This window comes from Sphingomonas sp. (assembly GCF_036269755.1).
Taxonomy (GTDB): Bacteria; Pseudomonadota; Alphaproteobacteria; order Sphingomonadales; family Sphingomonadaceae; genus Sphingomonas.
Genome location: NZ_DATBDV010000009.1, coordinates 177,414 through 200,729 on the forward strand (window position 1 = coordinate 177,414; position 23,316 = coordinate 200,729).

20 protein-coding genes and 1 tRNA gene are annotated in these 23,316 nt (G+C 67.0%); 9 read left to right on the forward strand and 12 right to left on the reverse strand.

Annotated features, from left to right (window positions below; all coding sequences use genetic code 11):
- Nucleotides 1-157 precede the first annotated feature (157 nt).
- The 3 genes from VH326_RS07535 to VH326_RS07545 all read left to right on the forward strand — a co-directional run bounded on the left by VH326_RS07535 (nucleotide 158) and on the right by VH326_RS07545 (nucleotide 3,313).
- The gene (locus VH326_RS07535; protein WP_329631190.1) at nucleotides 158-1,102 is read left to right on the forward strand and encodes a hypothetical protein; all 945 of its coding nucleotides are present in this window, start codon (nucleotides 158-160) and stop codon (nucleotides 1,100-1,102) included.
- A gap of 124 nt (nucleotides 1,103-1,226) precedes the next feature.
- On the forward strand, nucleotides 1,227-2,444 hold the full coding sequence (locus VH326_RS07540; protein ID WP_329631191.1) for a toxic anion resistance protein: 1,218 nt from the start codon (nucleotides 1,227-1,229) through the stop codon (nucleotides 2,442-2,444).
- Nucleotides 2,445-2,611: 167 nt separating this feature from the next.
- Entirely contained in the window at nucleotides 2,612-3,313 is a 702-nt protein-coding gene (locus tag VH326_RS07545) for a hypothetical protein (protein ID WP_329631192.1), read from the forward strand.
- A gap of 4 nt (nucleotides 3,314-3,317) precedes the next feature.
- On the opposite strand, the gene VH326_RS07550 is transcribed toward VH326_RS07545, so the two are convergent.
- The 4 genes from VH326_RS07550 to ubiA are packed head-to-tail and all read right to left on the reverse strand — an operon-like array spanning nucleotide 3,318 to nucleotide 7,022.
- On the reverse strand, nucleotides 3,318-3,896 hold the full coding sequence (locus VH326_RS07550) for a hypothetical protein (RefSeq protein WP_329631193.1): 579 nt from the start codon (nucleotides 3,894-3,896) through the stop codon (nucleotides 3,318-3,320).
- A gap of 52 nt (nucleotides 3,897-3,948) precedes the next feature.
- Nucleotides 3,949-4,743 (reverse strand): 3'(2'),5'-bisphosphate nucleotidase CysQ, encoded by a 795-nt coding sequence (locus VH326_RS07555; protein WP_329631194.1) that lies wholly within the window; start codon nucleotides 4,741-4,743, stop codon nucleotides 3,949-3,951.
- Nucleotides 4,736-6,079: a TldD/PmbA family protein gene (locus tag VH326_RS07560; RefSeq protein WP_329631195.1), complete on the reverse strand. Its 1,344-nt coding sequence runs from the start codon at nucleotides 6,077-6,079 to the stop codon at nucleotides 4,736-4,738. The genes VH326_RS07555 and VH326_RS07560 overlap by 8 nt, the downstream gene beginning before the upstream one ends.
- Nucleotides 6,080-6,110: 31 nt before the next feature.
- The gene (gene ubiA / locus VH326_RS07565) at nucleotides 6,111-7,022 is read right to left on the reverse strand and encodes a 4-hydroxybenzoate octaprenyltransferase (protein ID WP_329631365.1); all 912 of its coding nucleotides are present in this window, start codon (nucleotides 7,020-7,022) and stop codon (nucleotides 6,111-6,113) included.
- 118 nt (nucleotides 7,023-7,140) lie between these two features.
- Here ubiA and VH326_RS07570 point away from each other — a divergent pair, with 118 nt between their 5' ends.
- From VH326_RS07570 to VH326_RS07585, 4 genes are all read left to right on the forward strand, one after another.
- Nucleotides 7,141-7,581, forward strand: coding sequence for a DUF2147 domain-containing protein (locus VH326_RS07570; RefSeq protein WP_329631196.1), 441 nt, complete (start codon nucleotides 7,141-7,143; stop codon nucleotides 7,579-7,581).
- A 26-nt stretch (nucleotides 7,582-7,607) separates the two neighbouring features.
- Nucleotides 7,608-7,757, forward strand: coding sequence for a hypothetical protein (locus VH326_RS07575; protein ID WP_329631197.1), 150 nt, complete (start codon nucleotides 7,608-7,610; stop codon nucleotides 7,755-7,757).
- A 130-nt stretch (nucleotides 7,758-7,887) separates the two neighbouring features.
- Nucleotides 7,888-8,631, forward strand: coding sequence for a 16S rRNA (uracil(1498)-N(3))-methyltransferase (locus VH326_RS07580; RefSeq protein WP_329631198.1), 744 nt, complete (start codon nucleotides 7,888-7,890; stop codon nucleotides 8,629-8,631).
- 44 nt (nucleotides 8,632-8,675) lie between these two features.
- The gene (locus VH326_RS07585) at nucleotides 8,676-10,049 is read left to right on the forward strand and encodes a glutamate--cysteine ligase (RefSeq protein ID WP_329631199.1); all 1,374 of its coding nucleotides are present in this window, start codon (nucleotides 8,676-8,678) and stop codon (nucleotides 10,047-10,049) included.
- A gap of 34 nt (nucleotides 10,050-10,083) precedes the next feature.
- Here the strand turns inward: VH326_RS07585 and VH326_RS07590 are convergent, their stop codons facing one another.
- Nucleotides 10,084-11,445 carry a methyltransferase family protein gene (locus tag VH326_RS07590; protein ID WP_329631200.1) on the reverse strand — a complete coding sequence of 454 codons (1,362 nt, stop codon included), beginning with the start codon at nucleotides 11,443-11,445 and terminating at the stop codon, nucleotides 10,084-10,086.
- A gap of 369 nt (nucleotides 11,446-11,814) precedes the next feature.
- Between VH326_RS07590 and VH326_RS07595 the strand changes: the two genes are divergently transcribed.
- Nucleotides 11,815-11,888: transfer RNA gene (locus VH326_RS07595), tRNA-Gly, on the forward strand.
- A 92-nt stretch (nucleotides 11,889-11,980) separates the two neighbouring features.
- Here VH326_RS07595 and VH326_RS07600 read toward each other — a convergent pair.
- The 3 genes from VH326_RS07600 to VH326_RS07610 form a co-directional block, all read right to left on the reverse strand.
- The gene (locus VH326_RS07600; RefSeq protein ID WP_329631201.1) at nucleotides 11,981-13,630 is read right to left on the reverse strand and encodes a thiamine pyrophosphate-binding protein; all 1,650 of its coding nucleotides are present in this window, start codon (nucleotides 13,628-13,630) and stop codon (nucleotides 11,981-11,983) included.
- A gap of 114 nt (nucleotides 13,631-13,744) precedes the next feature.
- Nucleotides 13,745-15,178, reverse strand: a complete 1,434-nt coding sequence (locus tag VH326_RS07605) for an NAD-dependent succinate-semialdehyde dehydrogenase (RefSeq protein WP_329631202.1) — start codon at nucleotides 15,176-15,178, stop codon at nucleotides 13,745-13,747.
- Between the two features lie 31 nt (nucleotides 15,179-15,209).
- Nucleotides 15,210-16,280, reverse strand: a complete 1,071-nt coding sequence (locus tag VH326_RS07610; protein ID WP_329631203.1) for an AI-2E family transporter — start codon at nucleotides 16,278-16,280, stop codon at nucleotides 15,210-15,212.
- A gap of 77 nt (nucleotides 16,281-16,357) precedes the next feature.
- On the opposite strand from VH326_RS07610, the gene VH326_RS07615 reads away from it, so the two are divergent.
- Nucleotides 16,358-17,653: an APC family permease gene (locus VH326_RS07615; protein WP_329631204.1), complete on the forward strand. Its 1,296-nt coding sequence runs from the start codon at nucleotides 16,358-16,360 to the stop codon at nucleotides 17,651-17,653.
- On the opposite strand, the gene VH326_RS07620 is transcribed toward VH326_RS07615, so the two are convergent.
- The 4 genes from VH326_RS07620 to VH326_RS07635 all read right to left on the reverse strand — a co-directional run bounded on the left by VH326_RS07620 (nucleotide 17,630) and on the right by VH326_RS07635 (nucleotide 23,288).
- Nucleotides 17,630-19,237: an NAD(P)/FAD-dependent oxidoreductase gene (locus tag VH326_RS07620; protein WP_329631205.1), complete on the reverse strand. Its 1,608-nt coding sequence runs from the start codon at nucleotides 19,235-19,237 to the stop codon at nucleotides 17,630-17,632. The genes VH326_RS07615 and VH326_RS07620 overlap by 24 nt on opposite strands.
- 99 nt (nucleotides 19,238-19,336) lie before the next feature.
- Nucleotides 19,337-20,551: an aromatic ring-hydroxylating dioxygenase subunit alpha gene (locus tag VH326_RS07625; protein WP_329631206.1), complete on the reverse strand. Its 1,215-nt coding sequence runs from the start codon at nucleotides 20,549-20,551 to the stop codon at nucleotides 19,337-19,339.
- Nucleotides 20,552-20,588: 37 nt separating this feature from the next.
- A complete protein-coding gene (locus VH326_RS07630) occupies nucleotides 20,589-22,823 on the reverse strand; it encodes a TonB-dependent receptor (protein ID WP_329631207.1) in 2,235 nt (744 codons plus the stop codon).
- A 54-nt stretch (nucleotides 22,824-22,877) separates the two neighbouring features.
- Entirely contained in the window at nucleotides 22,878-23,288 is a 411-nt protein-coding gene (locus VH326_RS07635) for a hypothetical protein (protein ID WP_329631208.1), read from the reverse strand.
- Nucleotides 23,289-23,316 lie beyond the last annotated feature (28 nt).

Below are 23,316 nucleotides of genomic sequence, written 5' to 3' on the forward strand. Positions count from 1 at the left end.
GTTCGGCGCGCCCTGTAGCCGAAATGTTGCATCGCGGAAAGGGGCTGGGCGGCTCGGTCTAGGCGGCGTTCGCGGCGCTGGCTCGAATTCGGAGTCGATCGACGTTCCGCTCCGCCCTCGATCTGCTATGGTCAGGCCATGGATGGGGAGGGGTGAGATGCGCAGCCTGAGCAGATACGTCCTGGCGCTGTTGCTGGTCGTGGCGTGGTCGCCCGCGCTGGCGCAGCAGCGGCCCGATCCCGATGCCGACGTCAGCGTGCCGAACCCGATCTATGCAAAGGGCGCCGGCCCGGTGATCGCGATCGATTCGGGGCATCGCGAGTTCAACACGATCAAGACCGGCTACGGCCCGCTCGCGACGTTGCTCGGCAATGACGGCTATGTGATGGTCGATTATGCCGACGCGATCACGCCGGCCAACCTCGCGGGGTTGCGCGTGCTGATCATCGCCGAGCCCAATTCGCCGACCCCGCCGCCCAGCAAGTCGCCGATCGACACGTTGTCGGCGTTCACCCCGGCCGAAATCCAGACGCTGCACGATTGGGTCGAAGGCGGCGGCGCGCTGATGCTGGTCGCCGACCATCCGCCGTTCATCGGCGGCGTGCGCGATCTCGCCCAGGCATTCGGCTTCACCTATAACCGCTACGCAGCGTATGACGCCGCGCAGACCGAGCTGTTCACGCGCGCCAATGGGGGGCTGATCGACGGTCCGCTGACGCAGAGGGTCGTTCAGTTCCGCACCTTCTTCGGGACCGCGTTCACCGCCCCGCCCGGCGCGCAACCGCTGCTCAAGCTCGATTCGCAATGGACCTTCGACACTGCCAAGGGGCTGCCCCACCCGGTCGTCGCGACCAGCGCCGACTGGCGCGGCGCGACGATGCTGGTCGGCAAGGGGCGGCTGATCGTGTTCGGCGAGGCGGGCGACCTGAGCGCGCAGATCTCGATCAAGAACCTGCCGATGGGGTTCAACGCGCCCGACGCGACCGGTAACCGCCAGATGGTGCGCAACATGGTGCTGTGGCTGGCGACGGGCAGCGCGCCGGCGCCGGCGATCGCCGCGCCGCTCTCCGCGGGGCCAGCGGCGACGGCGACCGACAAATAAGCGAGACGGGCGCGCGGAACGGTCTTGCCATAGACTTGTCCCGTGTTACATAGGCAATACACTTGAACGTGCTGGCGAACCCGGCCAGAGTCGCTGGCGCCGTTGAGCGATGTAAGGATGGACCATGGCGACGACGCCGACCGAGACGATGACCGCTGAACCCGATCTGGTGCTCACCGCGCCCGATCCGGTGCCCGCGGTCAGCCTGACCAAGGCGGCGGGGCTGGTGCCGATCGACGATACCAAGCGCACCGAACTCGAGGCGCGGGTCGATACGTTCATCGACGATCTTGTCGCACAAGACGTCGATTCGCCCGAATTCGGCAAGCGAGTCGATGCCATTACCGCGATGGGGCAAAAGGAGATTCGCGACGCGGCCGGCCAGTCCAATCGCTTCCTCGACCGCCCGGTCAAGGCGATGGACAAGGATACCGGGGTCGGCACCGACCTGATTGAGCTGCGCCGCGTGATCGAGCGGCTCGACCCGGGCAACGCGACCAACGGCAAGTTCTTCGGCGGCGGCGGCTTCCTCGAGAAGCTGTTCGGCAAGGGGCTGACCGGCTATTTCGACCAGTACAAATCGTCGCAAACGCACATCAGCGCGATCCTCAAGAGCCTGACGTCGGGCAAGGACGAGCTGTTGATGGACAACGCCGCGATCGACACCGAGCGCGCCAATCTGTGGACGTCGATGGGGCGGCTCGAACAGATGATCCACCTCGCCAAGGCGATGGACCAGAAGCTCGAGGACAAGGCGAACGAGCTCGACGCGACCGACCCGGCCAAGGCCAAGGCGATCCGCGAGACCGCCCTATTTTACGCCCGTCAGCGCACGCAGGACCTGCTGACCCAGATGGCGGTGAGCGTGCAGGGCTATCTCGCGCTCGACCTGGTCAAGAAGAACAATGTCGAGCTGGTAAAGGGCGTCGACCGCGCATCGACCACCACGGTCGCAGCGTTGCGCACCGCGGTGACGGTGGCGCAGGCGCTGACCAGCCAGAAGCTCGTGCTCGAGCAAGTCACCCAACTCAACACCACGACCGCGAACATCATCGATTCGACCGGCAAATTGCTCAAATCGAATACCGCGGCGATCCACGAGCAGGCGGCGGCGTCGACGATTCCCGTGGAAGTGCTGCAGCGCGCGTTCCAGAACATCTACGACACGATGGACGCGGTCGACACGTTCAAGATGAAGGCGCTCGACAGCATGAAGGCGACGATCGGCACGCTGTCGTCCGAGGTCGAGAAGTCGAAGGGCTATATCGCGCGCGCCGAGGGTCAGGCGCAGGCGTCGCTCGCGGGGCCGTCGGCGGACACGTTCAAGCTCGAGGCGGTGTAGTGAGGCCAATGCCATCAAATGAGCACGCCTCCCCGGCGAAGGCCGGGGCCCAGTTGCGCAGGTTTTGATGATGAAGCGAAACGTTCGACGACCAACGGATCGATGCTGGACCCCGGCCTTCGCCGGGGAGGCGCTCTATGGTTGGCCAGCGGCGGAGGTCACCATTCATGTCCTCCACTGACGAAGTCATCGCCAAGGCGCGCGAGACGCTCGACCGAACGTCGCAAAGCTATCGGGCGGGCCCGGGGCGGCGTGCGCGAGAGAACGACATCGCCAAGCGGGTGACTCGCGCGGCGGTGGCCGATCTCGCGATCATCGGCGTCGCGGTGGCAATCGGGCTGGCGATCCCGATCGGCATGATGGGGTTCTTCCTGATGCTGGTCGCGATGGTGGTGGCGACCGTCGTGCTGCTCGCCGCACCGGCGACCCCCGCGCCGACCTTCGAGAGGCTACGTCAGGCCGACATCAAGGCGCTTCCCGCACAGACCGGCCGCTGGCTGGACGCGCAGCGCCCGATGCTCCCCGCGCCGGCGATCAACCTGGTCGACCAGATCGGCCTAAAGCTCGACGCGCTCGCGCCGCAGCTCGCGACCTTGGGCGAGGATGAGCCCGCCGCCGCCGAAATCCGCAAGCTGGTCGGCGAGCAGTTGCCGGAATTCGTCAAGGGCTATGAAGCGGTGCCGAAGGGGCTGCGTGGGGTCGAGCGCAACGGCAAGACGCCGGATCAGCAACTCGTTGATGGTCTCAAGGTGATCGGCGGCCAGATCGACGAGATGGCGGGGCAACTCGCGCAGGGCGACCTGGACGCGCTGTCGACGCGGGGGCGGTATCTGGAGATCAAGTATCAGGGGGATGGGGCGTCGGTCTGATCGGTCAATAAGTGCCCGTGCAGACCCGAGGGCCCTTCTGGCGATTTTGGTCGCAAGTCCCGATCGTCGTCGCGAAACGTTTTAAGGCCCTCAGGTCTTGCTGATAGCGAGCGCCGGTCGTGATCAACGCTATCCTCGTTTCATAGCGCTTCGCTTTGTAGAGCGAGGCGACCGACACGATTGTTATCCCCCATTTCGACCGCTCAACACACAGCGGACGAAGCTGGCCGAACAAGCGGATCGCCCCAATCTTACGGCAAGGATCGTCAGTGAAAGGTTTGACGCCGTCGGGGATGAAAGTACGATCGTAATAGAGTTCGATCCGCGGCGTGGTCGGAGGTCCAAACGCGCGATCGCTGGATAAGTAGCCGACTCCAGCACAGCTTTTCGGTGGGGTCAGGAACAGGACGGTGCCGTGATCCGTACCGCTCCAATCGGCACGAAACGGGCACGTCCAGATGTTGGCCGGCGTCGGAAAGGCAAGTTCGTAATTCTCGGAGGCGTAGCGCCGCGCGGGCGGATGTTCGGGCGCGCGTGGCTGAACGGCTTTGGCGGCGGCAAACAGGACCAGCGCGGTTAGCAAAAGAGATTCTCCAGATAAAATCTGAGCTTATCTCAACTGATCAAGAGTGCAATCAACGTGCCGTCCCGAGCGCCTCCACTGCGCGATCGTGCAACCTCGCGAGCGCCGCCATCTGGATCGCCGGCGCTGTCACCAGCACGCCGAAGGCTTCGGCGCGCGGGGTATTGAACCGCAGCTTGCGCCCCAACGCATCGGTTGTCGCACACCCTACTTCGCGCGCGATCAGGACGGCGGCGGCGATGTCCCATTCGTGGCCCCAGCGCAGGGTCGCGAGCAGGTCGGCCTCTCCCACGGCGACCATCGCGATGCGCAAAGCGATCGAATTGGGCCTGGCGACCGCCATCAGATCGTGGTCCGCCTTGGGCAAGACATCGGTCGGCGTCCGCGCGCCGGGAAAGCTCGCACGCCCGCTATGCGCGATCGGCGCGCCGTTGAGCGTCGCGCCCTTGCCAGCCTCGGCGCGCCATACCTGACCGCGCGCGGTGGCGTCGAGCACGCCGATCACCGGTTGCTCGCCATCGACCAAGGCGATCGATATCGCCCAGCCGTCGCGCCCGCGGATATAATCGCGGGTGCCGTCGATCGGGTCGACCACCCACACGCGTCGCTTGTTCAAGCGGACCGAATCGTCGGCGGTCTCCTCCGACAGCCAGCCGGCATCGGGGAGCAGCGCACTCAGCCGCTCGCGCAGCATCGTGTTGACCGACAAGTCGATTTCGCAGACCGGGCTGCCCGGCTCCTTTTCCCAGCGCTTGAAGTCGGTGCGCCATTCGCCGAGCGCATGAGCGCCCGCTTCGGCGGCGATTGCCGCTACCGCATCGGCCAGCCCGGGCTCGACCTCAGCCACTCGCCACCGTCATGCCGTCGATGCGCAAGGTCGGGACGTTGGTCGGATAGCGGAATTCGAGATCATCGGCGGCGTTCAGATGCGCGAACATCTCGATCAGGTTGCCCGCGATGGTGAATTCGTCGACCGGCCGCGTGATCTCGCCATTCTCGATCATGAAGCCGGCCGCGCCGCGGCTGTAATCGCCGGTGACGCCATTGACCCCCATCCCGATCAGTTCGGTGACGTAGACGCCACGCGCAATGTCGCCGATCAATGCGTCGCGCCCGGCTGCGCCGGGGGCGATGTAGGCGTTGCTGGTGCTGACCCCCGCCGCGCCGCCGCCGCGCACCGCGTGACCGGTCGGCTCCATCGCCAATTGCCGCGCCGAGGCTGAGTCGAGCAGCCACGTCGTCAGGACGCCTTCGCGGACGATCTCGGTGCGCGCAACCGCGAGTCCCTCGCCATCGAACGGGCGTGAGCGCAGGCCCTGGGGGCGGAGCGGATCGTCGACGATCGTGATCCCCGGCGCGAACACCGCCTCGCCCAGCTTGCCGAGCAGGAAGCTGGTGCCGCGTGCGATCGCCGCGCCCGAGATCGCGCCCGCAAGGTGCCCGACCAGCGACGATCCGACGCGCGGGTCGAACACCACGGGCATCGGCCCGCTGGAGAGTTTGCCCGAGCCCACCCGTGCGACCGCGCGCTCGCCCGCCTTGCGCCCGATCGCTTCGGGCGAGTCGAGATCGCGACGGTGGCGTGCGGCATGATAGGCATAGTCGCGCACCATCGCGCCGCCGCCGCCCGCGAGCACGCTCGCCTGGATGCCGTGGCTGCTGGTCTGGTACGCCCCGGCAAAACCGTGGCTGGTCGCGAGCGCCCAGGCGAGGCGCGAGGCTGAGGCGCCGCCGCCTTCGCTGTTGGTTACGCCGGGCACGGCTCGCGCGGCGTCTTCGGCGGCGAGCGCCGCTTCCTTGAGCGATGCCGGCGCCGGCTCTCCGTCGTCGTACAAGTCGAGCTCGGGAAGCGGTCCGGTCATCAGCCGGTCCTCTGGCGCGAGGCCGGCCCATTTGTCCTCCGGTGCCTCACGCGCCATGGCCACGGCGCGCTCGACCAATGCATCCATCCCCTGGCTCGACAGGTCCGAGCTCGACACCGAGGCCGACCGCCGCCCGACGAAGACACGCAGTCCCAGCTCTTCTTCCTCCGACCGCCCGACATCCTCGAGCGCGCCCAAGCGCACCGACACGTCGATGCTGGCGGAAGCGGCGAGCGTCGCTTCGGCGGCGTCGGCCCCCGCGGCGCGCGCGCGCCCGACGATATCGAGGGCGCGATCGCGGGCAATGTCGGGGGTCAGCATCGCGCGGACTTAGGTAGCCGCGATGCGAAGGTCAAAAGCTGGTTTGTCCGACGACGATGCAGGCGAGGAAAATCAGCAGCCCGGCATAGCGGTTCGAGCGGAAGCGGTGGAGCGCGTTGGCGCCGTCGGCGGGCGCGAGCGTCGCGACTTGCCAGGCGAAATGCACGGCGGCGGGCAGCAAGGCGACGAGCACCAGCCAGTCGGGCCGCAACTGCCAGAACGCCGCGCCCCATAGCGCGAGCGCGATTGCGTAGAAGATCGCGACGCCCGGTCTGACCCGGCTGCCCAGCACGCGTGCCGAGGATCGCACGCCGACCAACGCGTCGTCCTCGACATCCTGCAGCGCGTAGATCGTGTCGTAGCCGATCACCCAGCAGATCGACCCGGCATAGAGCAGCGGCCCCGGCATCATCAGCGACCCCGTCGCTTCGCTCCACCCGACCAAGGCCGCCCAGGAAAAGACGATGCCGAGCCACGCCTGCGGCCACCAGGTTATCCGCTTCATGAACGGATAGGCGGCGACGGGAGCGAGGCTGATCAGCGCGACGATCTGCGCATAAAGGTGAAGCTGGAGCAGCACGACGAGTCCGACCAGGCACAGCACGGCAAGCCACAGCCACGCTGCCTTCACCGACACCGCGCCCGAGGCGAGCGGTCGGTTCCGCGTCCGCGCCACCTGACGGTCGAGGCCGCGGTCGACGATGTCGTTATAGACGCACCCCGCGCCGCGCATCGCGATGCTCCCCAGCGCGAGCCACAGGATGAGGTCCCAGCGCTCGACGGCCCCCTTCGCCAACGCGACGCCCCACGCTCCGGGCCAGAACAGCAATTGCCATCCGATCGGCCGGTCGAAGCGCGCGAGCAGCGCCAGCGCGCGCGGGTAAGCGGGGAGTATGCCGACCAGCCCGCGATATTGCGTATCGGGTACGATTTCGGGTTCCATGGTCATCGTGCGTTCACTAGGCGAACCGCATTTGCCGCACCAGCGCCACGCTTCGCCTCACTGCCGTCACGCTGTTTGGGCAGGAACGAGGTTGGGGCGGGCGTGTTGGAGTGACTTGATGAAGCGGACCGTGTCCCGATTGCTGACTTGCGCCGCGTTGATGCTGGCGCCGATCATGCTGCCTGCGGCGGCGGCGGCCGGCCCGGAGCCGGTCGGCCATGGCACCCAATCCTGGGCCGGAGTCTGGCGCAACACCAACAACACGGTGCACATCAAGGCGAGCCCGTGCGGCGACGGGATGTGCGCGACGGTGATCTGGGCGAACGACAAGACCAAAGCGGATGTTGCCGCCAAGGGCCACAACATCATCGGCATGCAGTTGCTGCGCAATTTCCACCAATCGGGCCCCGCGGAGTGGAGAGGCACGGTCTATGTTCCCGACCTCGACACCACGATTTCGGGCAAGATCACGATGACCGACCGCAACACGCTGGCGGCGGTAGGCTGCGGCTTCCTCGGCCTGGTTTGCCAGACTCGGCACTGGTCGCGGATATCCTGACGAGCTTCGACCGTTAGGACCGGCACATGGTCCATCTCTCCGTCGCCATCGCACGGTTCGCCGAAACCCTGTTCTGGGGTATCGCCCAGGCGGCGGGGCTGGCGCTGATCGGCACGGCGTTTGCGATCGCGGCGTTGCTGGTCGGCTGGAGGATGATGCGGCGGCGGCGGCCTTAGGCTCCGTCGGGTCTGTTTTCCCGCGAAGGCGGGAATCCAGGGTCGCGAACGAAAGCGCTTTTGACCTTGGGCTCCTGCCGTCGTCGCAGGAGCACGGTTTATTTTCGGCATTGGCGGGCTAGAAAGCTTCATGCCCGCCACCCCCGCCTGGCCACCCCGATCGACGCCGCGGCTGTTCGTCGAAACGCCGCTTGGCGAAGGCGGGCAAGTGCGGGTCGAAGGCGGTCAGGCGCACTACCTGTTGTCGGTGCTTCGGCTGAAGACGGGCGATCCGGTCAAACTGTTCGACGATTCGACCGGCGAATGGCTCGGTCTCGCCAGCGCGGTGGGCAAGCGCGACTTGATCCTCGACGTCACCGCGCATCTCCGCGACCGCGAGCCCGTTCCCGATCTGTGGCTATGCGCCGCGCCGATCAAGAAGGGCCGGATCGATTGGGTCGCGGAAAAAGCGTGCGAACTGGGCGTCGCGCGGCTGGTGCCGGTATTGACCCGGCGGACGGTGATCGAGCGTTTGAACGCCGAGCGCCTGCGCGCGCACATGATCGAGGCCGCCGAGCAATGCGACCGCACCGCGCTTCCCGAGCTGGCCGAGCCGATAAAGCTAGAGGCACTGCTCCGCGATTGGCCCGTCGATCGCACGCTATTTTTCGCCGATGAAACTGGTGGTGCGCCCGCGGCCGAGGCGATGGGGGCGCACAAGGGCCCTGCCGCGATCCTGGTCGGTCCCGAGGGCGGCTTCGACGAAGCCGAACGCGACTCGATTCGCAGCCTACCGCAAGCGGTCGGCATCGGCCTCGGCCCGCGTATCCTCCGCGCCGAAACCGCCGCCGCCGCCGCCGTCTCGATCTGGATGAGCACCGCCGGGGATTGGTGACGATTTGGCTAGCGCGGGTGCGGCCGTCCCCCTAAATGCCCGCCATGACGACGAAGACCGTTACGGATTCAAACGCAGCGGTCATCGAAAGCCGCGACCAGTTGATCGCTTCGTTCGCGAGCGGCGAGAAGCCGGTCGAGCGCTGGCGGATCGGCACCGAGCACGAGAAGTTCGTCTATCGCACCGACGATCATCGCGCGCCAAGCTGGGACGAGCCCGGCGGCATCCGTGACCTTCTCAACGGTCTGACCGAGTTCGGCTGGAAGCCGGTCGAGGAGAACGGCAAGATCATCGCGCTGACCGGCGCCGACGGCTCTGTCAGCCTCGAGCCCGCGGGCCAGTTCGAGCTTTCGGGAGCGCCGCTCGAAAACCTCCATCTGACCTGCGCGGAAACCGGGCGGCACCTCGAACAGGTCAAGGCGGTCGGCGACAAGCTCGGACTCGGGTTTCTCGGCTTGGGAATGTGGCCCGACAAGACTCGTGCCGAGCTGCCGATCATGCCCAAGGGGCGCTACGCGATCATGCTGCGCCACATGCCGCGGGTCGGCAGTCTGGGGCTCGACATGATGCTCCGCACCTGTACGATTCAGGTCAATCTCGATTATTCGAGCGAAGCCGACATGGTGAAGAAATTCCGCGTCGGGCTGGCGCTCCAGCCGCTCGCGACGGCGCTGTTCGCCAACTCGCCGTTCACCGAAGGACGGCCCAACGGCATGCTGTCGTACCGCAGCCATATCTGGTCCGACACCGACCCGCACCGCACGGGGATGCTGCCGTTCGTGTTCGAGGATGGCTTTGGATACGAACGCTACGCCGACTATGCGCTCGATGTGCCGATGTACTTCGTCTATCGCAACGGGCAATATCTCGACGCCTCCGGGCTCAGCTTCCGCGATTTCCTCAAGGGCGAGCTGTCGATCCTGCCCGGCGAGAAGCCGACGATCGAGGATTTCTCCGACCATCTGTCGACCGCGTTTCCCGAAGTGCGGCTCAAGACCTTCCTCGAAATGCGCGGCGCCGACGGCGGGCCGTGGGGACGGATCTGCGCGCTGCCGGCATTGTGGGTGGGGTTGCTCTACGACCAGGGCGCGCTCGACGCGGCGTGGGATCTGGTCAAGGACTGGTCGATGGCCGACCGCGAGGCGCTCCGGAACGCGGTACCCGAACTGGCGCTCGATGCGCCGTTGCCGGGTGGCGGCAAGCTCCGCGATATCGCCGGCGAAGTGCTCGACATCGCGCATGCCGGCCTGACCGCACGCGCGCGGACCGATGCGGGGGGCAGCAACGAGACTGGCTTCCTCGAGCCGCTGCGCGAAGTGGTGCGGACCGGCAAGGTGCCCGCGCAAGTGCTGCTCGATCGCTACAATGGCGATTGGGGTGGCGATATCAGCCGCGTTTATGGTGAGATGAGCTTCTGACTCTTCGTGCTCCTGCGAAAGCAGGAGCCCAGGGTTATTGGCGACGCGGCTTGCGGCTCTGGGTCCCTGCTTTCGCAGGAACACTGATAGCGGCTGCTTCTGCCTTCTGTCCTTTCAGCCACCGGAAGAAACGCGGCGCCGCACCGTTCCGCTCCATCCACTGATAGTATTCCTCATAGGCCGGATCGGCGCGTAAATGCCGCTCCTCGGTTCGCGCGCGCCAGTAATAGACGCCGGCGACGGCCCCCATCAGCGCGGTCGCGCGGCACGCATCGACCCAACTCCCGCTTGTCAGGATCGGCACCGTCGAGATCATCCAGAACAAGTTCTTCGACAGATAGGCCGGGTGGCGCGACCAGGCGTAGGGGCCATTGGTCAGGATGCCGCGATTGGTCAGGTTGGAAAAGCGAATGCCGAACGTCACCGTCGCCCAGGCGTAGATCGCGGTCAGCGCGACCAGCACCGTGCCGATCCCGCCGAGCAGCACCGGATGCCCCGCGAACCAGGTCGACCAGCCATTCTCGCCATAAGTGCCGGGGTGATAATCGAGCGGGCCGCCATCGCCCATCAGCACGAACGGCGGATAGCAGATCAGCGCCGCCATCCATCCCGCCGCGTACGGATTGGCGGTGCGGATGTGCGAATCGAGCGGGCGAAGCGCGAGCAGATAACCGGCCGTCGCGAACGCCACGTCGACCAGGAACATGAAGGCGATCAGCCAATTGGCCAGCGTCACCGGATCGCCGAGCACCTGGCTGAAGTCGCCACGGACGAAATCGCCAAACCCCGGCGGCACGATCGCCAGCATGAACGCGATGAAGAACGCCTTCACCCCCCAGCTGCGCAGATGAGCGTAGATCGCCTCTCGGTCGACTGGCTCGTTGAGCCCCATCAGCCACGCGCCGAGGCTCCAGCAGCCGTCCCTGGGCTCGACCATGCGTCGGTCGAGCCAGAGTGTATAAGGGATCGACGCGACGAACAGGATGGGCGCGGCCCACAGGAAGCACCACATCGAGAAGCGGAAACCATCGACCCAATAGAAGCGCCCGACCGCGTAGATCGCCGCGATCCCGCCCCAGGTCAGCCACAGCCCGGCAAGCTTGGTGATCGAGGTGTCGAGCGTCTCTCGCCACGGCTTCGGATTGGCCCAGTCGATTCCGGTCGAGGGATTGCGGTGGACCTTTTCGACCAGCACCGACCACAGAGCCATCGGAATACCCGCGGCGGCGACGTTGACCAAGGCCGAATACGGCCCGTCCATCCCATACCAGCGCGCGACGCCGACCCACACCAGCATGCCCGCCAGCCCGACCAACCCGGTCGCGGTCGAGACGGCGGAAGCGGGGCGCGGATCGGCCTTGGCGGCGGCGCTGCCCAGAGCGAGGTCGTGATACATGCGCGCGAGCCTAGCCGCGCAATGGTAAGCAAGGCGTGAAGGAAGATTCCGGTGGCGCTAACCGACCACGTTCACGCGCCCGAGCATTGTGATCAGGAACAGGAAGATCGCGACGACCAGCAAGGCGAGGCGGATCTGTTTCGGGCTCACCGATATCGACCGCCTGCGACGGGTCAATGGGCGTTGCGACGTGGGGAAGCCTTCGGCACGCGGTTACTGGTGCGGCCCGAACCGTTCGAGCCACCGAGGGCTCCGTCGATAGCGCCGCAATCTTGCGGGCGTGTGACGATTCGGCGCGAATTCGCGATGTCGGTTGGTTGGGGTGCGGCTTGCGCGCGACGCGGCGACTGGCTACTCGCCAGTTTCTGCGCGGGTGTAGCTCAATGGTAGAGCAGAAGCCTTCCAAGCTTACGACGAGGGTTCGATTCCCTTCACCCGCTCCAGCGCAGCACGGCTTGCGCCGCGCCGGCGCAAGACTCGCGCAAGCTCGGGCGGCGTAGCGCAGCGATGACCGAAGGCGCGGCTCTGCCGCGCGCTACGCCTTCTCCGCCGCCGCCCTGATCCCATCCAGCGTCGCGGTCGGGGTGATCGCTTGCGGGTCGAGAAGGCAGTGCACGATCGCGGGCTTACCGCTCGCCAGCGCGCGCTCGAACGCCGGGGCGAATTCGGCGGTGGTGGTGACTCGCTCGCCGTGCCCGCCATAGGCCGCGGCGAGCGCGGCGAAGTCGGGATTGGTCAGTTTGGTGGCCGACACTCGGCCGGGGAAGTGCCGCTCCTGGTGCATGCGGATCGTGCCGTAGATGCCGTTGTCGATCAAGAGCACGATCAGCGGAATGCCGTGGTGCACCGCGGTCGCAAATTCCTGCCCGTTCATCAGGAAGTCGCCGTCGCCGGCGATCGTCACCACGATGCTCTCGGGCTTCTGGCGCTTGGCCATCACGCCGGCAGGGACGCCATAGCCCATCGATCCGCTGGTCGGCGCGAGCTGCGTGCCGAAATCGCGGAAGCGGTAGTAGCGGTGGATCCACGCGGCGAAATTGCCCGCGCCGTTGCAGATCACCGCATCGGGCGGGAGGCGGTCGCGCAGCCAGCCCATGACTTCGCCGTACTGGAAATCGCCGGGCACGGTCGGCGGCGCGTCGGACCAGGTCAGATACGCCGCGCGCGCTACGCTGACGTCGCGGTTCCGACCGTCGATCCGTGCGGCGGCACCTAAGAAGGCACCTGGTGCCGCGCAGATGCCGAGCGTCGGTTGATAGACTCGCCCCAGCTCCATCGGGTCGGGATGGACGTGGACCAGCTTCTGTCGGCCGCTCGGAATGTCGAGCAAGGTGTAGGCTTGCGACGCGATCTCCGACATTCGCCCGCCGATCAGCAGGATCAGGTCGGCGGCTTTGACGCGCTCGATCAGCTTGGGGTTGGCCGCGAGACCGAGGTCGCCGATGAAACGATCGTCGGTCGCCGGGAAAAGTGCGGCGCGGCGGAATTGCGCGGCGACCGGTAGGCCGTGCCGGTGCGCGAACTCGACCATCGCGTCGCGCGCGGCGGCAGCCCAGCGCGAGCCGCCGACGATCGCGACCGGGTTTTCAGCGGCGCCGAGCAGGTCGGCGAGCGCGTCGATGTCGCCTGTCGTCGGCGCGGTCTCGACCGGGTCGACGCGTGGCGCGTCGGACACGTCGGCCTCTTCGACCAGGATGTCCTCGGGCAGCGCGATCACCACCGGGCCCGGCCGCCCCTGCATCGCAACGCGGAACGCGCGCGCGACGATCTCGGGGATGCGCGCGGCGTCGTCGATTTCGACCACCCATTTCGCCAGCGCACCGAAGGTGGCGCGGTAATCGAGCTCCTGAAACGCCTCGCGGTCGCGCATGCCGCGCTCGATCTGGCCGACGAACAGGATCATGGGGGTCGAATCCTGCATCGCGATGTGCAGCCCCGGAGATGCATTGGTCGCGCCCGGTCCGCGCGTGACGAAGCAGATGCCGGGGCGCCCGGTCAGCTTGCCGTACGCCTCCGCCATCATCGCCGCCCCGCCCTCGGCGCGGCAAGTGAGGAGGTCGATGTCGCTACCGATCAGCGCGTCGAGCACAGCGAGATAACTTTCGCCCGGAACACACGTCGCGCGATCGACACCTTGGGCGATCAGCTGGTCGACCAGGATACGGGCGGCGGTGCGGGTGGGCATCAGGCGCTCACGACAACATCGCCGTGTTCCTTCGAAGGCAGGAACCTTGGCCGGCATCGTCCACCATCGCCAACGCTCCTGCCTTCGCAGGAGCACGAGGAAGAGGAACGGCCATTACGCGATGTGCACCGACTTGGTGACTAGGTGCGCCATGATCCCCTCCGGTCCGTCCTCGGATCCGAAGCCCGATTCCTTGACCCCGCCGAACGGCGCGTCGGGCCAAGTCAGGCGGACCTGGTTGATCGCCACCATCCCGGCCTCGACCGTCTCGCTCAGGAGGTTCTGGCGGCGGCCATTCTCGGTGAAGCAATACGCGGCAAGACCGTAGGGCAAGCGGTTGGCCTCAGCGATCGCGTCATCATCGGTCGCGAACGGGCGGATCAGCGCGAGCGGACCGAACGGCTCGTCGTTCATCGCCTTCGCCTCGAGCGGCACGTCGGCGATTACCGTCGGGTTGTAGAAGAACCCGCCGGCGCCGCTCGCCTCGCCACCAACCAGCATGCGCGCGCCGATCGAGCGTGCATCCTCGACCATCGCCGCGATCGCTTCGGGGCGGCGCTGGTTGGCCATCGGTCCCATGGTGCTCGCCGCATCCAGGCCGCTGCCGACGGTCAGCTTGTTGGTTCGCTCGGCGAACCCGGCGACGAAGCGGTCGTAGATCCCTTCCTGCACGTGGAACCGCGTCGGCGAGACGCAGACTTGGCCGGCGTTGCGAAACTTGTGCGCGACCAGCGTGTCGAGCGTCTTTTCCAGGTCGCAATCGTCGAATACCAGGACCGGCGAGTGCCCGCCCAGTTCCATCGTCATCTTCATCACGGTGTCGGCGGCGAGCTTCATCAGATGCTTGCCGACCGGAACCGACCCGGTGAAGCTGAGCTTGCGCGTGACCGGCGAGGCTAACAGATGACGCGAGACCTGGTCGGGCACCCCGAACACCAGTTGCGCGACGTTGCCGGGCAAGCCGGCATCCTGGAAGCAGCGCATCACCTCGACCGCGCTGCCTGGGGTTTCCTCGCTCGGCTTGAGGATGATCGAGCATCCCGCGGCGATCGCGGGGGCGATCTTGCGGACCACGTTCAATGCCGGGAAGTTCCACGCGCAGAACGCGGCGACCGGCCCGACCGGCCGGTGCAGCACCATCGACCGCATTCCCGCCGGACGCATCAGCACGCGGCCATAGACTCGCATGCCTTCCGCCGCATGGAAGTCGATCAGCCCGGCCGAGGCGAGCACTTCGCCCCTGGCCTCGGCGAGCGGCTTGCCCTGCTCCATCGTCGCGACGCGCGCGATATGGTCGGCGCGCTCGCGGATCAAAGCGGCGGCCTTGGTCAGGATCGCGGCACGCGCTTCGGGCGCGACGACACGCCATTCCCGAAACCCCCGATCGGCGGCATCGAGCGCCCGGTCGAGATCGGCGGTGGTGGCGAGCGGCAGGTCGGCTTGCGCGCCACCGGTCGCCGGGTTGAGCACATGGTGAACGTCGCGGCCGTCGCCCGCCAACCATTCGCCGTCGATGTAGAGCCCGAGCTTCGCTGGATATTCCGTCATGCCGCGACCTCTAGCTTCCCCCGCCCGGCGTTCAAGCCACCGGCACCGTCGGCTTGCCCTCGACGCCCTCGCGCCACAGCATGACGAGCACCGCCATCGTCGCCGGGCCGACGAACAGACCGAGCAGCCCCATCGTCTCGACCCCGCCCAGAATTCCGATCAGCACCCACAGGAACGGCAGCCGAGTCGCTCCGCCGATCAGCACCGGGCGAAGGAAATGGTCGGCGACGAACACCACGCCGAGGCCGATCGCGGCCACCGCGATCGCCGCGCCGACCGCGCCTTGCCCCAGCAGCATCAGCGCGCCGATTGCGAACATCAAAGCCGCTCCGAACGGGATCATCGCCGCGATCGCGGTAGCGATACCGAGCAGGATCGGATGGGGCACGCCGAGCACGAAATAGACGATCGTCATGACGATGCCCTCGCCGATCCCGACCAGTACCAGTCCGTCGATCGTGCCGCGCACCGACAGCAATGCCTGATGTCCGATCCGCTCACCGGTCGGGCCGAGCATTCTGGCGCTCATCACCCGGAACTGCGCGACGATCGTGTCGCGGTCGCGGATCAGAAAGAACAAGGTGAGGCAAGTGAACGCGAAGATCACGCTGCGGTGGATCAGGCCGATCCCGATCAATTGCGTGCGCGCCATCATTGTCGCGCCGGTCAGGTGGGCGAAGAACGAGTCGGCGGCGGCGGGGTCGGCGAGGTTCGCCTGCCACCAGCCGGCCAACTCGCTGCTGCCGAACGGAAGTTCGGCTATCCACGTCGGCGGCGGCACGCCGTGGGTGCGCGCGGCCGCGACCCAAGTCAGGATGTCGTGCGCCTCGCGCGCGCCCTGCGCCACGCCGAACGCGATCGGAGCGAGGACGAGGATCGCGAACGCCGCGGTGAAGCCGGCAGCGACTAAATTGGGGTGCGGCCTGCTGAACCGTGCCTCCGTACGCTGGACCAGCGGGTCGATCGCCACCGCGATCACCACCGCCCAGATCAGCGCGGGGAGGAAGCTGAACACGATCCACAGCCCGAGGGCCGCGAGCAGGAAGATCAGGACGATCCGCGCGATCGCGCCGCGCCGCACGTCCGGTGAAAGAATGGCCATGGCAAGCGTGTAGCGTGTGGCGCTGGCGTGCGACAGCGTTACGTGCTGTGTAGCGCGTGGGGCAGGGGAGAGCGGACATGGACACGGTCGAGGATCAGGCGATCAAGCGCCCGTTCGGCTTCTGGATGGCGACCGCTTTGGTGGTCGGCGGGATGATCGGGTCGGGCATCTTCATGATGCCGGTGGGCTTGGCCCCGCTCGGCTGGATCGCGATGATCGCGTGGATCGTCAGCATCGCCGGCGCGGTGTCGCTCGCCTTCACAATGTCGCGGCTGGCGCAGGCGATCCCGGCGGCGACCGGCGCGATCGCGATCACCGGCGCGACGCTCGGCGAGCTCACCGGCGTGCTGATCGGGTGGAGCTATTGGGTGTCGGTATGGTCGGCCAATGCCGGCATCGCGATCGCCGCCGCGAGTTATCTCGGCGCCTTCTTCCCGTTCATCCGCGCGACGCCGCTCAACGGTGCGCTGACCGCCGTGGCGCTGATCTGGCTGCTGACCTTGCTCAACCTGGGTGGGGCCAAGGCGGCGGGGCGGTTTCAGGTGGTCACGACCTTGCTCAAGATCGCGCCGCTGATCGTCGTGATCGTGCTCGCGATCGCCGCGGTGACGGGCGGGCACGCGGCGTTCCAGCCGCTGCCCTCCGGCGTCGCGCTCGGTGGGCTCGCGACTGGGGTGACGCTGACCTTGTTCCCCCTGGTCGGGTTCGAAGCCGCGGGCGTCGCCGCCGAGCGCGTGCGCGATCCCGCGCGCAACGTCATGCGCGCGACGATGGCCGGGACCACCGGCACTGGATTGCTCTATCTGCTTGTCAGCGGCGCGTTCCTGATCGTGCCGATGGCGACGCTCGCCGGATCGAGCGCGCCGTTCGAATTGTTCGTGTCGACTTATTGGACTGCCGAGGCAGCGCTGGCGATCTCGGCGTTCGCGGCGATCGCGACGATCGGGGCGCTCAACGGCTGGGTCTTAATCCAAGGGGAGGTGCCGCTCGGCATGGCGCGGGCGGGATTGCTGCCGGGCTGGTTCGGGCAAGTATCGTCGCGCGACGTGCCGGTACGCGTGCTTTTCCTCTCGTCGAGTCTGGCGAGCGTGCTGGTGCTGTTCAATTCGAGCGCGTCGCTTGGGCAGGTGTTCGTGTTCATGGCGCTGCTCGCGACCTGCTCAAGCCTGTGGCTCTACGCCGCGATCGCGATCGGCGCGATCAAGCGGCGGATCGCGGTGCCGACGGCGATTATCGGGCTGGCGTTCGCAGTGGTTGCGTTTTGGGGGGCGGGCGAAAAGGCGTTCGCGTGGAGCTTCGCGCTGATGGCGACCGCGCTGCCGCTCTACTTGCTGCGCCCTCGCGTCGCGCTAGCCGAGCAGCCGGCCGAATAGACTTCGATCGCGCAATATCTCGTGCGCGGCGTTGTGGCCGGGGGCGCCGGTGACGCCGCCGCCGGGATGCGTACCCGACCCGCACATATAGAGGCCCTTGATCGGCGAACGGTAATCGCCGTGGCCCAGCACCGGCCGCGCCGCCCAGAGCTGGTCGAGCGACATGTGCCCGTGAAAGATGTCGCCGCCGATCAGCCCGAATTTGCGTTCGAGGTCGAGCGGGCTGTGGATCTGACGCGCGATGATCGACGATTTGAAGTTGGGCGCGTGCTTGGTGACGGTGTCGATGATGCAATCCGCCGCCGCCTCGCGTTCCCCGTCCCATGAGCGGCCATCGGGAAGCTCGGGCGCGAATTGCTGGCAGAACAGGCTCGCGACGTGCTGTCCCTTCGGCGCCAAACTGTCATCGACGCTGCTCGGGATCTTCATCTCGACGATCGGCGCGTCGGACCAGCCCTTGGCCTTGGCGTCGTCGAACGCCTTGTCCATATAATCCATCGTCGGCGCGATGATGATGCCGCAGGTGTGGTGCTCGGCGATCGCGGTGCTGGGCAGGACCGAGAAATCGGGCAATTCACTCAGCGCCACGTTCATGCGGAACGTGCCCGACCCGGCCTTGAAGCGATCGATCCGGTGCGCGAAATCGGCGGGCAGATCGGCGCGCTCGACCATGCGGCGGAACAGCAACGCCGGACCGACATTGGCGGCGACGATCTTCGCCGCGATCTCCTCGCCGGTTTCGAGCCGTACGCCGACGGCTCGCTTGCCGTCGACCAGCACGCGATCGACGGGCGCCTCCAGGCTGATCTCGACCCCGACATCGGCGCACGCCTCCGCCATATATTGCGTGATCGCACCCATCCCGCCGACGCTGTGCCCCCACGCGCCGTACTTGCCGTTCACTTCGCCGAACACGTGGTGGAGCAGGACGTACGCGCTGCCCGGCGTGTCGGGGCTGGCGTAGTTGCCGACCACCGCATCGAAGCCGAACGCTGCCTTGACGAACTCGTCCTCATACCAGCCGTCGAGGAAGTCGCGCGCCGATTTGACGAACAGGTCCATCACGTCGCGCTGCGCCTCAATCGACATGCCCGTCAGGCGCTTGCCTTGCGCGGCGGCGGCGATCAGCGCGCGCAAGCCCCCGCCGGCATTGGGTGGGGTCTTGAGCGCGAGGTCGCGAAGCACTTGCGCGACGCGTTCGAGCGCTTCCTCGTAGCGCGGCAGCGTTGCGGCGTCTCGCGCCGAGAAGCGCGCGAATTCGGCCTGAGTCCGTGCGGTGCCGCCGCCGAGCTTGAGATAGCCGTCATCGTGCGGGAAGAAATTGCTGATCGTGCGCTCGATGATCCGCCAGCCGCGCTCGTGCAGCCGCATGTCCTTGATCACCTTGGGGCGGAGCAAGCTGACGGTGTAGCTCGCGGTCGAGTTGCGGAAGCCGGGAGCGAACTCCTCGGTCACCGCCGCGCCGCCGACGATGTGGCGGCGTTCGAGGACGCGGACCTTGAGCCCCGCGCGCGCGAGGTAGAACGCGCAGACGAGGCCGTTATGCCCGCCGCCGATGATGAGCGCGTCGTAGGATTTGGTCATCGGCGTCGTGTCTTTCTTCCGTCATGCTGAACTTGTTTCAGCATCCATCGTGCAACAAATGCCACCATCGCGGGCGGAGAATTGGATCCTGAAACAAGTTCAGGATGACGGCGTGTTGGCTGCGGCGCATGGCCTTCTGCTCCATCCCGGCGCGGGCGCGCGATGCAGCCTTGCCTCCGGAATCCGCTCACGGATCTTCCTCGCGAAGCTGCGCAAGCACACCTCGCTCGCGCCGATCGGGCCGACCTCATAGCTTCGGCTCGCTATGCCTTGCTGGACGCGCTCGATCAGCCAGGTGTCTTCGGCGTTGACGACGCGGTTGATCCGCCAATTGGCGTAGCGCACCAGTTTCATCTCGCGGCGCCTACCTTCAGGAATGAAAGCGTCCGGCAGCGCGAACGCCATTTCGCGCAGGACGCATGTCGTCGGCGAGGTCGGCAGCCATTGCATGAAATCGACCTGATCGGCGTAGAGGTCGAACGCCATGTTGGGCCAGAGCTTGTAATAGAGCCAGCGCCGCTGGTTGGCGTCGGGCAAGTGGTCCACGCGCGGCAAATGCGTTTGGTAGAAGCGCTCCCATGGATTGTCCGACGGGCGATCGACGATCTCGCCCGACATCCGGTCGACCCACGGCTGTGCTTCGATCGCGTAGGACTTACCGAACAACCGCGTCAGTCCGTCATGCGCGACCGGGATGTGGAGATTGTCCGAATAATTGTCGCCGACGTTCTTCCAGTTCACCGCGCGCGGCCGCTCGCGAACCGGGGAGAGACAGCGCATCTCCTCGAATCGGTACGGCGCGATCTCGGCGTCGTATGGCGCCATCATCGCCGCCACCGACGGGCCGCCGTCATCCTCCAGCCGCACGAACACGAACCCGCGCCACAGCTCGACCTCGACCGGCGCAAGGCCGTTGTCCTCGAGCCGCAGCGACGGGTAATCGCTCTTGAACGGCACGCCCGACAGCCGCCCGTCGCTGTCGTACGTCCAGGCGTGATACGGACACACGATCTTCCGCGCGCACCCGCTCGGCCCCTCGACCAGCCGCATCGCGCGGTGGCGGCAGACGTTGGCGAAGGCGCGCACCTCGCCATCCGTCCCCCCGATCGCGATCACGCTCTCGCGAAGATAATCGAGCGTGTGGAAATCGCCGGGCCGGGCGATGTCGCTGACGTGGCAGACGATCTGCCACGACGGGCGGATCACCCGTTCCATCTCGACCGCCTGATATTCGGGATCGGTGTAGAGCCAGCCCGGCAAGCTCCAGTCGGCGTCGGGATCGCTCTCCGGCGTGGGTATCGCGTGCGTGGCCATGGCCATCGATACCAGCGCGCCGCCCCCGCGCCAACGCCTACAGCTTGATCGTCAGATCGGCGTGGAACGTCCGCTGCGGGAAGGGGTGGAACAGGAAGTAGCGATCGTTCCCGATATTATCGACGCCGATCCCGAGCGTGTAATTCTTGCCCACCACGAATTGCGCGCGAAGATCGGCGACGAGGTATTTGTAGAACCCTTGATAGGTGTTGCCGACCACGTCGTTGTTATCGAGCTGGCCGTACATCCGGCTCGCATAACGGCCGGCGGCGGTGAGCGAGACGCCGTCGACCAGACGCCATGTCGCGACCAACGTCGCTTTCCATTCGGGCACCGTGGGCAAGCGCTTGCCGATCGCGGCCGGAAAGGCGGCGTCGGCGCGGGTTGTGGCATCAGTGTAGGTCGCGCTGCCTGACAGGTCGAAGCGCGGGACGATATCGGTGCGCGAGAACGCCAGCTCGACGCCGCGAGCGCGCGTCCGGTCGACGTTCTGGACGAAGGTCGCGAGCGTGGTCGTGCCGTTGAGCGGACTGGTCTGCGAGATCAGTGCGTCGCGGACGATTTCGTTGAACAGCGACAGGCGGAAGTATCCCTTCGCGCTGGTGCGCTCGATCGCGATCTCCTCCGACAGCGCGCGCTCAGGTCGCAGGGTCGGGTTGGGCACCGCGGGTACCGGGGTGGTGACGACCTGATAGAGCTCGCCAACCGTGGGGAAGCGCCAAGCCTCGCCGAACGACGCGCGCACGCTCCAGCCGTTGGCCGGGGTCCAGGCGAGCGCCGCCTTGGGCGAGAATTTGACCGCCGACCGCGCCGGCTGGATTGCCGATATCGAAGGCGCGGACGAGAAATTGACGCCATCATAGGCGCGCCACCATTCGTAGCGCCCGCCGAGCGTCAGCGTCACCGACGGCACCGTCGTCCACGCATCCTGCAGCCACAGCGCGGCGGTGCGAGTCCTTCCGAGCGATTGCTGGTTGAGCGCGCCCGGCGTGCCCGCGATCCAGTCGCTCGTCGTGTAGCGGTTGCTCGCCAGCGTGAACCGGTCCCAATGCGCGCCGCCGCTCAGCACGTTGGCGCGCGACCGCCACGCGCCCTTGGCGTCGAGCGTATCCCATCCGGTGCCGTCGAGCTGCGTGATGTTGCCGGCCCCGCCCGACCGCGCGCCCGGCAGCGCGTCGATCGGCGTGCGCTGTTCGTCGTTGGCGAAGCGATAGCGCGTGCCGATCACTTGCCAGTCGATCGCTTGGCCCGACCCGCTCAGCGACAGCGCATGCGACCAATGGCGCTGGTTGGCGAGATAGGTACCGCTCGCAAACGAACTCGACGGATAGACCGGCATCCCGGTGGCGGTCGCGGTCAGGTAGGTTTCCGCGCTCGCGTTGGTGCGGTTGAGGAACAGGCCGCCCACATAGGTCAGGCGGACGTCCTTGCTGAGGTCGAGCGCGGCCTTGAGCTTGAGGCGGTCCTGCCCCTGGCGCTCGATCCCGCTTGCCCCCAGGATATCGGTCGCAGCCCCCGTTCGGGTGCGGCCGGGAATGGCGCCGGTCACGCCTGCGCCGGGTGATCCGGCGACGTAGGCGAGCGGCTGGCCGGTGCTGGTGACGTGATCGTAGCTCGCGAACAACGCTAGCGGGCCGAAGCGGTCGCCGACCGTTCCGCCGGTTTGATACGCCGGATAGACATCGCGGCGGCCGTAGAGATCGAAGGTCTGAGCACTGACGCCCATCGTCAGGGTGGCCTCGAACGCGTCGGGCAACCGAGTCGTGATGTTGACCACCGCGCCGATCGAATTGCCGGGGTAGGCCGCGGAGAACGGGCCGTACAGCACGTCGATCCGCGCGATCTCCTGCGGGCTGACCAGGCTCCAGCGCGGGCTGGCGCTGGTGTTGTTGTTGCCGATCAGCGACGACAGCAGCGCGCCGTCGGCATAGATCAGGCTGCGCGCGCTGGCGCCGAGCCCGCCGGTGCGCGTGGCGAGCGGCGCTTGGGTGTCACCGATGTGGCGCTTTCGCACGATCAGACTGGGAAGATATTTGAGCGCGTCCTCGACGTTCATCGCGTTCACTGTCGTTGCGATGCGATCGGCGTCGATCGAGGCCTGAGTCGAAGGCGGGTTATCGATCGTCTGCTTCTGGCGCTGCGCGACGACCAGAATGTCGTCCTTCTTGTCGTCGCCAGCCAGCGGATCGTCGCTCGCCCTGGCGGGCATAGCGGTCAGGCTCGCCACAACGGCGAACGAAGCCCGCAGCAGCGCGCTCTTCGAAATGGTCACGTGAATTTCCCTTGCTGAAACGCGTCGCGCCGCCCTCCGCGGGGCGGCGACGGATCAGGCGCGGGCGGGGGGGCCGGTGGCCGGCGGTGGCGGCGCGGCAAGGCCGCGACCCGGCAGCGTATCGGGAGCGGGCAAGTCGGGCGTCTCGATCGGCGCTACGGGCGCCATCGCGATTTGCAGGATGGGCGGCGGGGCGTCGGCGATGCCGATGCCGGCGGCTGCGCAGGGATGATCGCCAGCCTGGCCATGATGCGGCATCTGGTCGTGCGAGTTCTTGCCGCCCGGCATCATCATCGCCATCGCCGCATTCGGCCCCATGCCGTCGCACGGCACGACCACGACTCCGCCGCTGCTTGCTACGACCGGCATCCAGCCTTCGGGCGCGGCCGTCTGCCCGAGCAACGCGACGATCAGCAGCATCAGCCCGACGAGGCGCGTGCGATCGAGGCGGGGGCGGGCAGTCATTTCGGCATGGCCTTAGGCCGGCTACGCT

What these genes read in the sequence shown, in the direction of transcription:
- VH326_RS07535 (WP_329631190.1), top strand. Translation starts at nt 158, where the DNA reads ATGCGCAGCCTGAGCAGATACGTCCTGGCGCTGTTGCTGGTCGTGGCG.
- VH326_RS07540 (WP_329631191.1), top strand. Translation starts at nt 1,227, where the DNA reads ATGGCGACGACGCCGACCGAGACGATGACCGCTGAACCCGATCTGGTG.
- VH326_RS07545 (WP_329631192.1), top strand. Translation starts at nt 2,612, where the DNA reads ATGTCCTCCACTGACGAAGTCATCGCCAAGGCGCGCGAGACGCTCGAC.
- VH326_RS07560 (WP_329631195.1), bottom strand. Translation starts at nt 6,079, where the DNA reads ATGCTGACCCCCGACATTGCCCGCGATCGCGCCCTCGATATCGTCGGG.
- ubiA (WP_329631365.1), bottom strand. Translation starts at nt 7,022, where the DNA reads ATGGAACCCGAAATCGTACCCGATACGCAATATCGCGGGCTGGTCGGC.
- VH326_RS07570 (WP_329631196.1), top strand. Translation starts at nt 7,141, where the DNA reads ATGAAGCGGACCGTGTCCCGATTGCTGACTTGCGCCGCGTTGATGCTG.
- VH326_RS07575 (WP_329631197.1), top strand. Translation starts at nt 7,608, where the DNA reads ATGGTCCATCTCTCCGTCGCCATCGCACGGTTCGCCGAAACCCTGTTC.
- VH326_RS07580 (WP_329631198.1), top strand. Translation starts at nt 7,888, where the DNA reads ATGCCCGCCACCCCCGCCTGGCCACCCCGATCGACGCCGCGGCTGTTC.
- VH326_RS07585 (WP_329631199.1), top strand. Translation starts at nt 8,676, where the DNA reads ATGACGACGAAGACCGTTACGGATTCAAACGCAGCGGTCATCGAAAGC.
- VH326_RS07590 (WP_329631200.1), bottom strand. Translation starts at nt 11,445, where the DNA reads ATGTATCACGACCTCGCTCTGGGCAGCGCCGCCGCCAAGGCCGATCCG.
- VH326_RS07600 (WP_329631201.1), bottom strand. Translation starts at nt 13,630, where the DNA reads ATGCCCACCCGCACCGCCGCCCGTATCCTGGTCGACCAGCTGATCGCC.
- VH326_RS07605 (WP_329631202.1), bottom strand. Translation starts at nt 15,178, where the DNA reads ATGACGGAATATCCAGCGAAGCTCGGGCTCTACATCGACGGCGAATGG.
- VH326_RS07610 (WP_329631203.1), bottom strand. Translation starts at nt 16,280, where the DNA reads ATGGCCATTCTTTCACCGGACGTGCGGCGCGGCGCGATCGCGCGGATC.
- VH326_RS07615 (WP_329631204.1), top strand. Translation starts at nt 16,358, where the DNA reads ATGGACACGGTCGAGGATCAGGCGATCAAGCGCCCGTTCGGCTTCTGG.
- VH326_RS07620 (WP_329631205.1), bottom strand. Translation starts at nt 19,237, where the DNA reads ATGACCAAATCCTACGACGCGCTCATCATCGGCGGCGGGCATAACGGC.
- VH326_RS07625 (WP_329631206.1), bottom strand. Translation starts at nt 20,551, where the DNA reads ATGGCCACGCACGCGATACCCACGCCGGAGAGCGATCCCGACGCCGAC.
- VH326_RS07635 (WP_329631208.1), bottom strand. Translation starts at nt 23,288, where the DNA reads ATGACTGCCCGCCCCCGCCTCGATCGCACGCGCCTCGTCGGGCTGATG.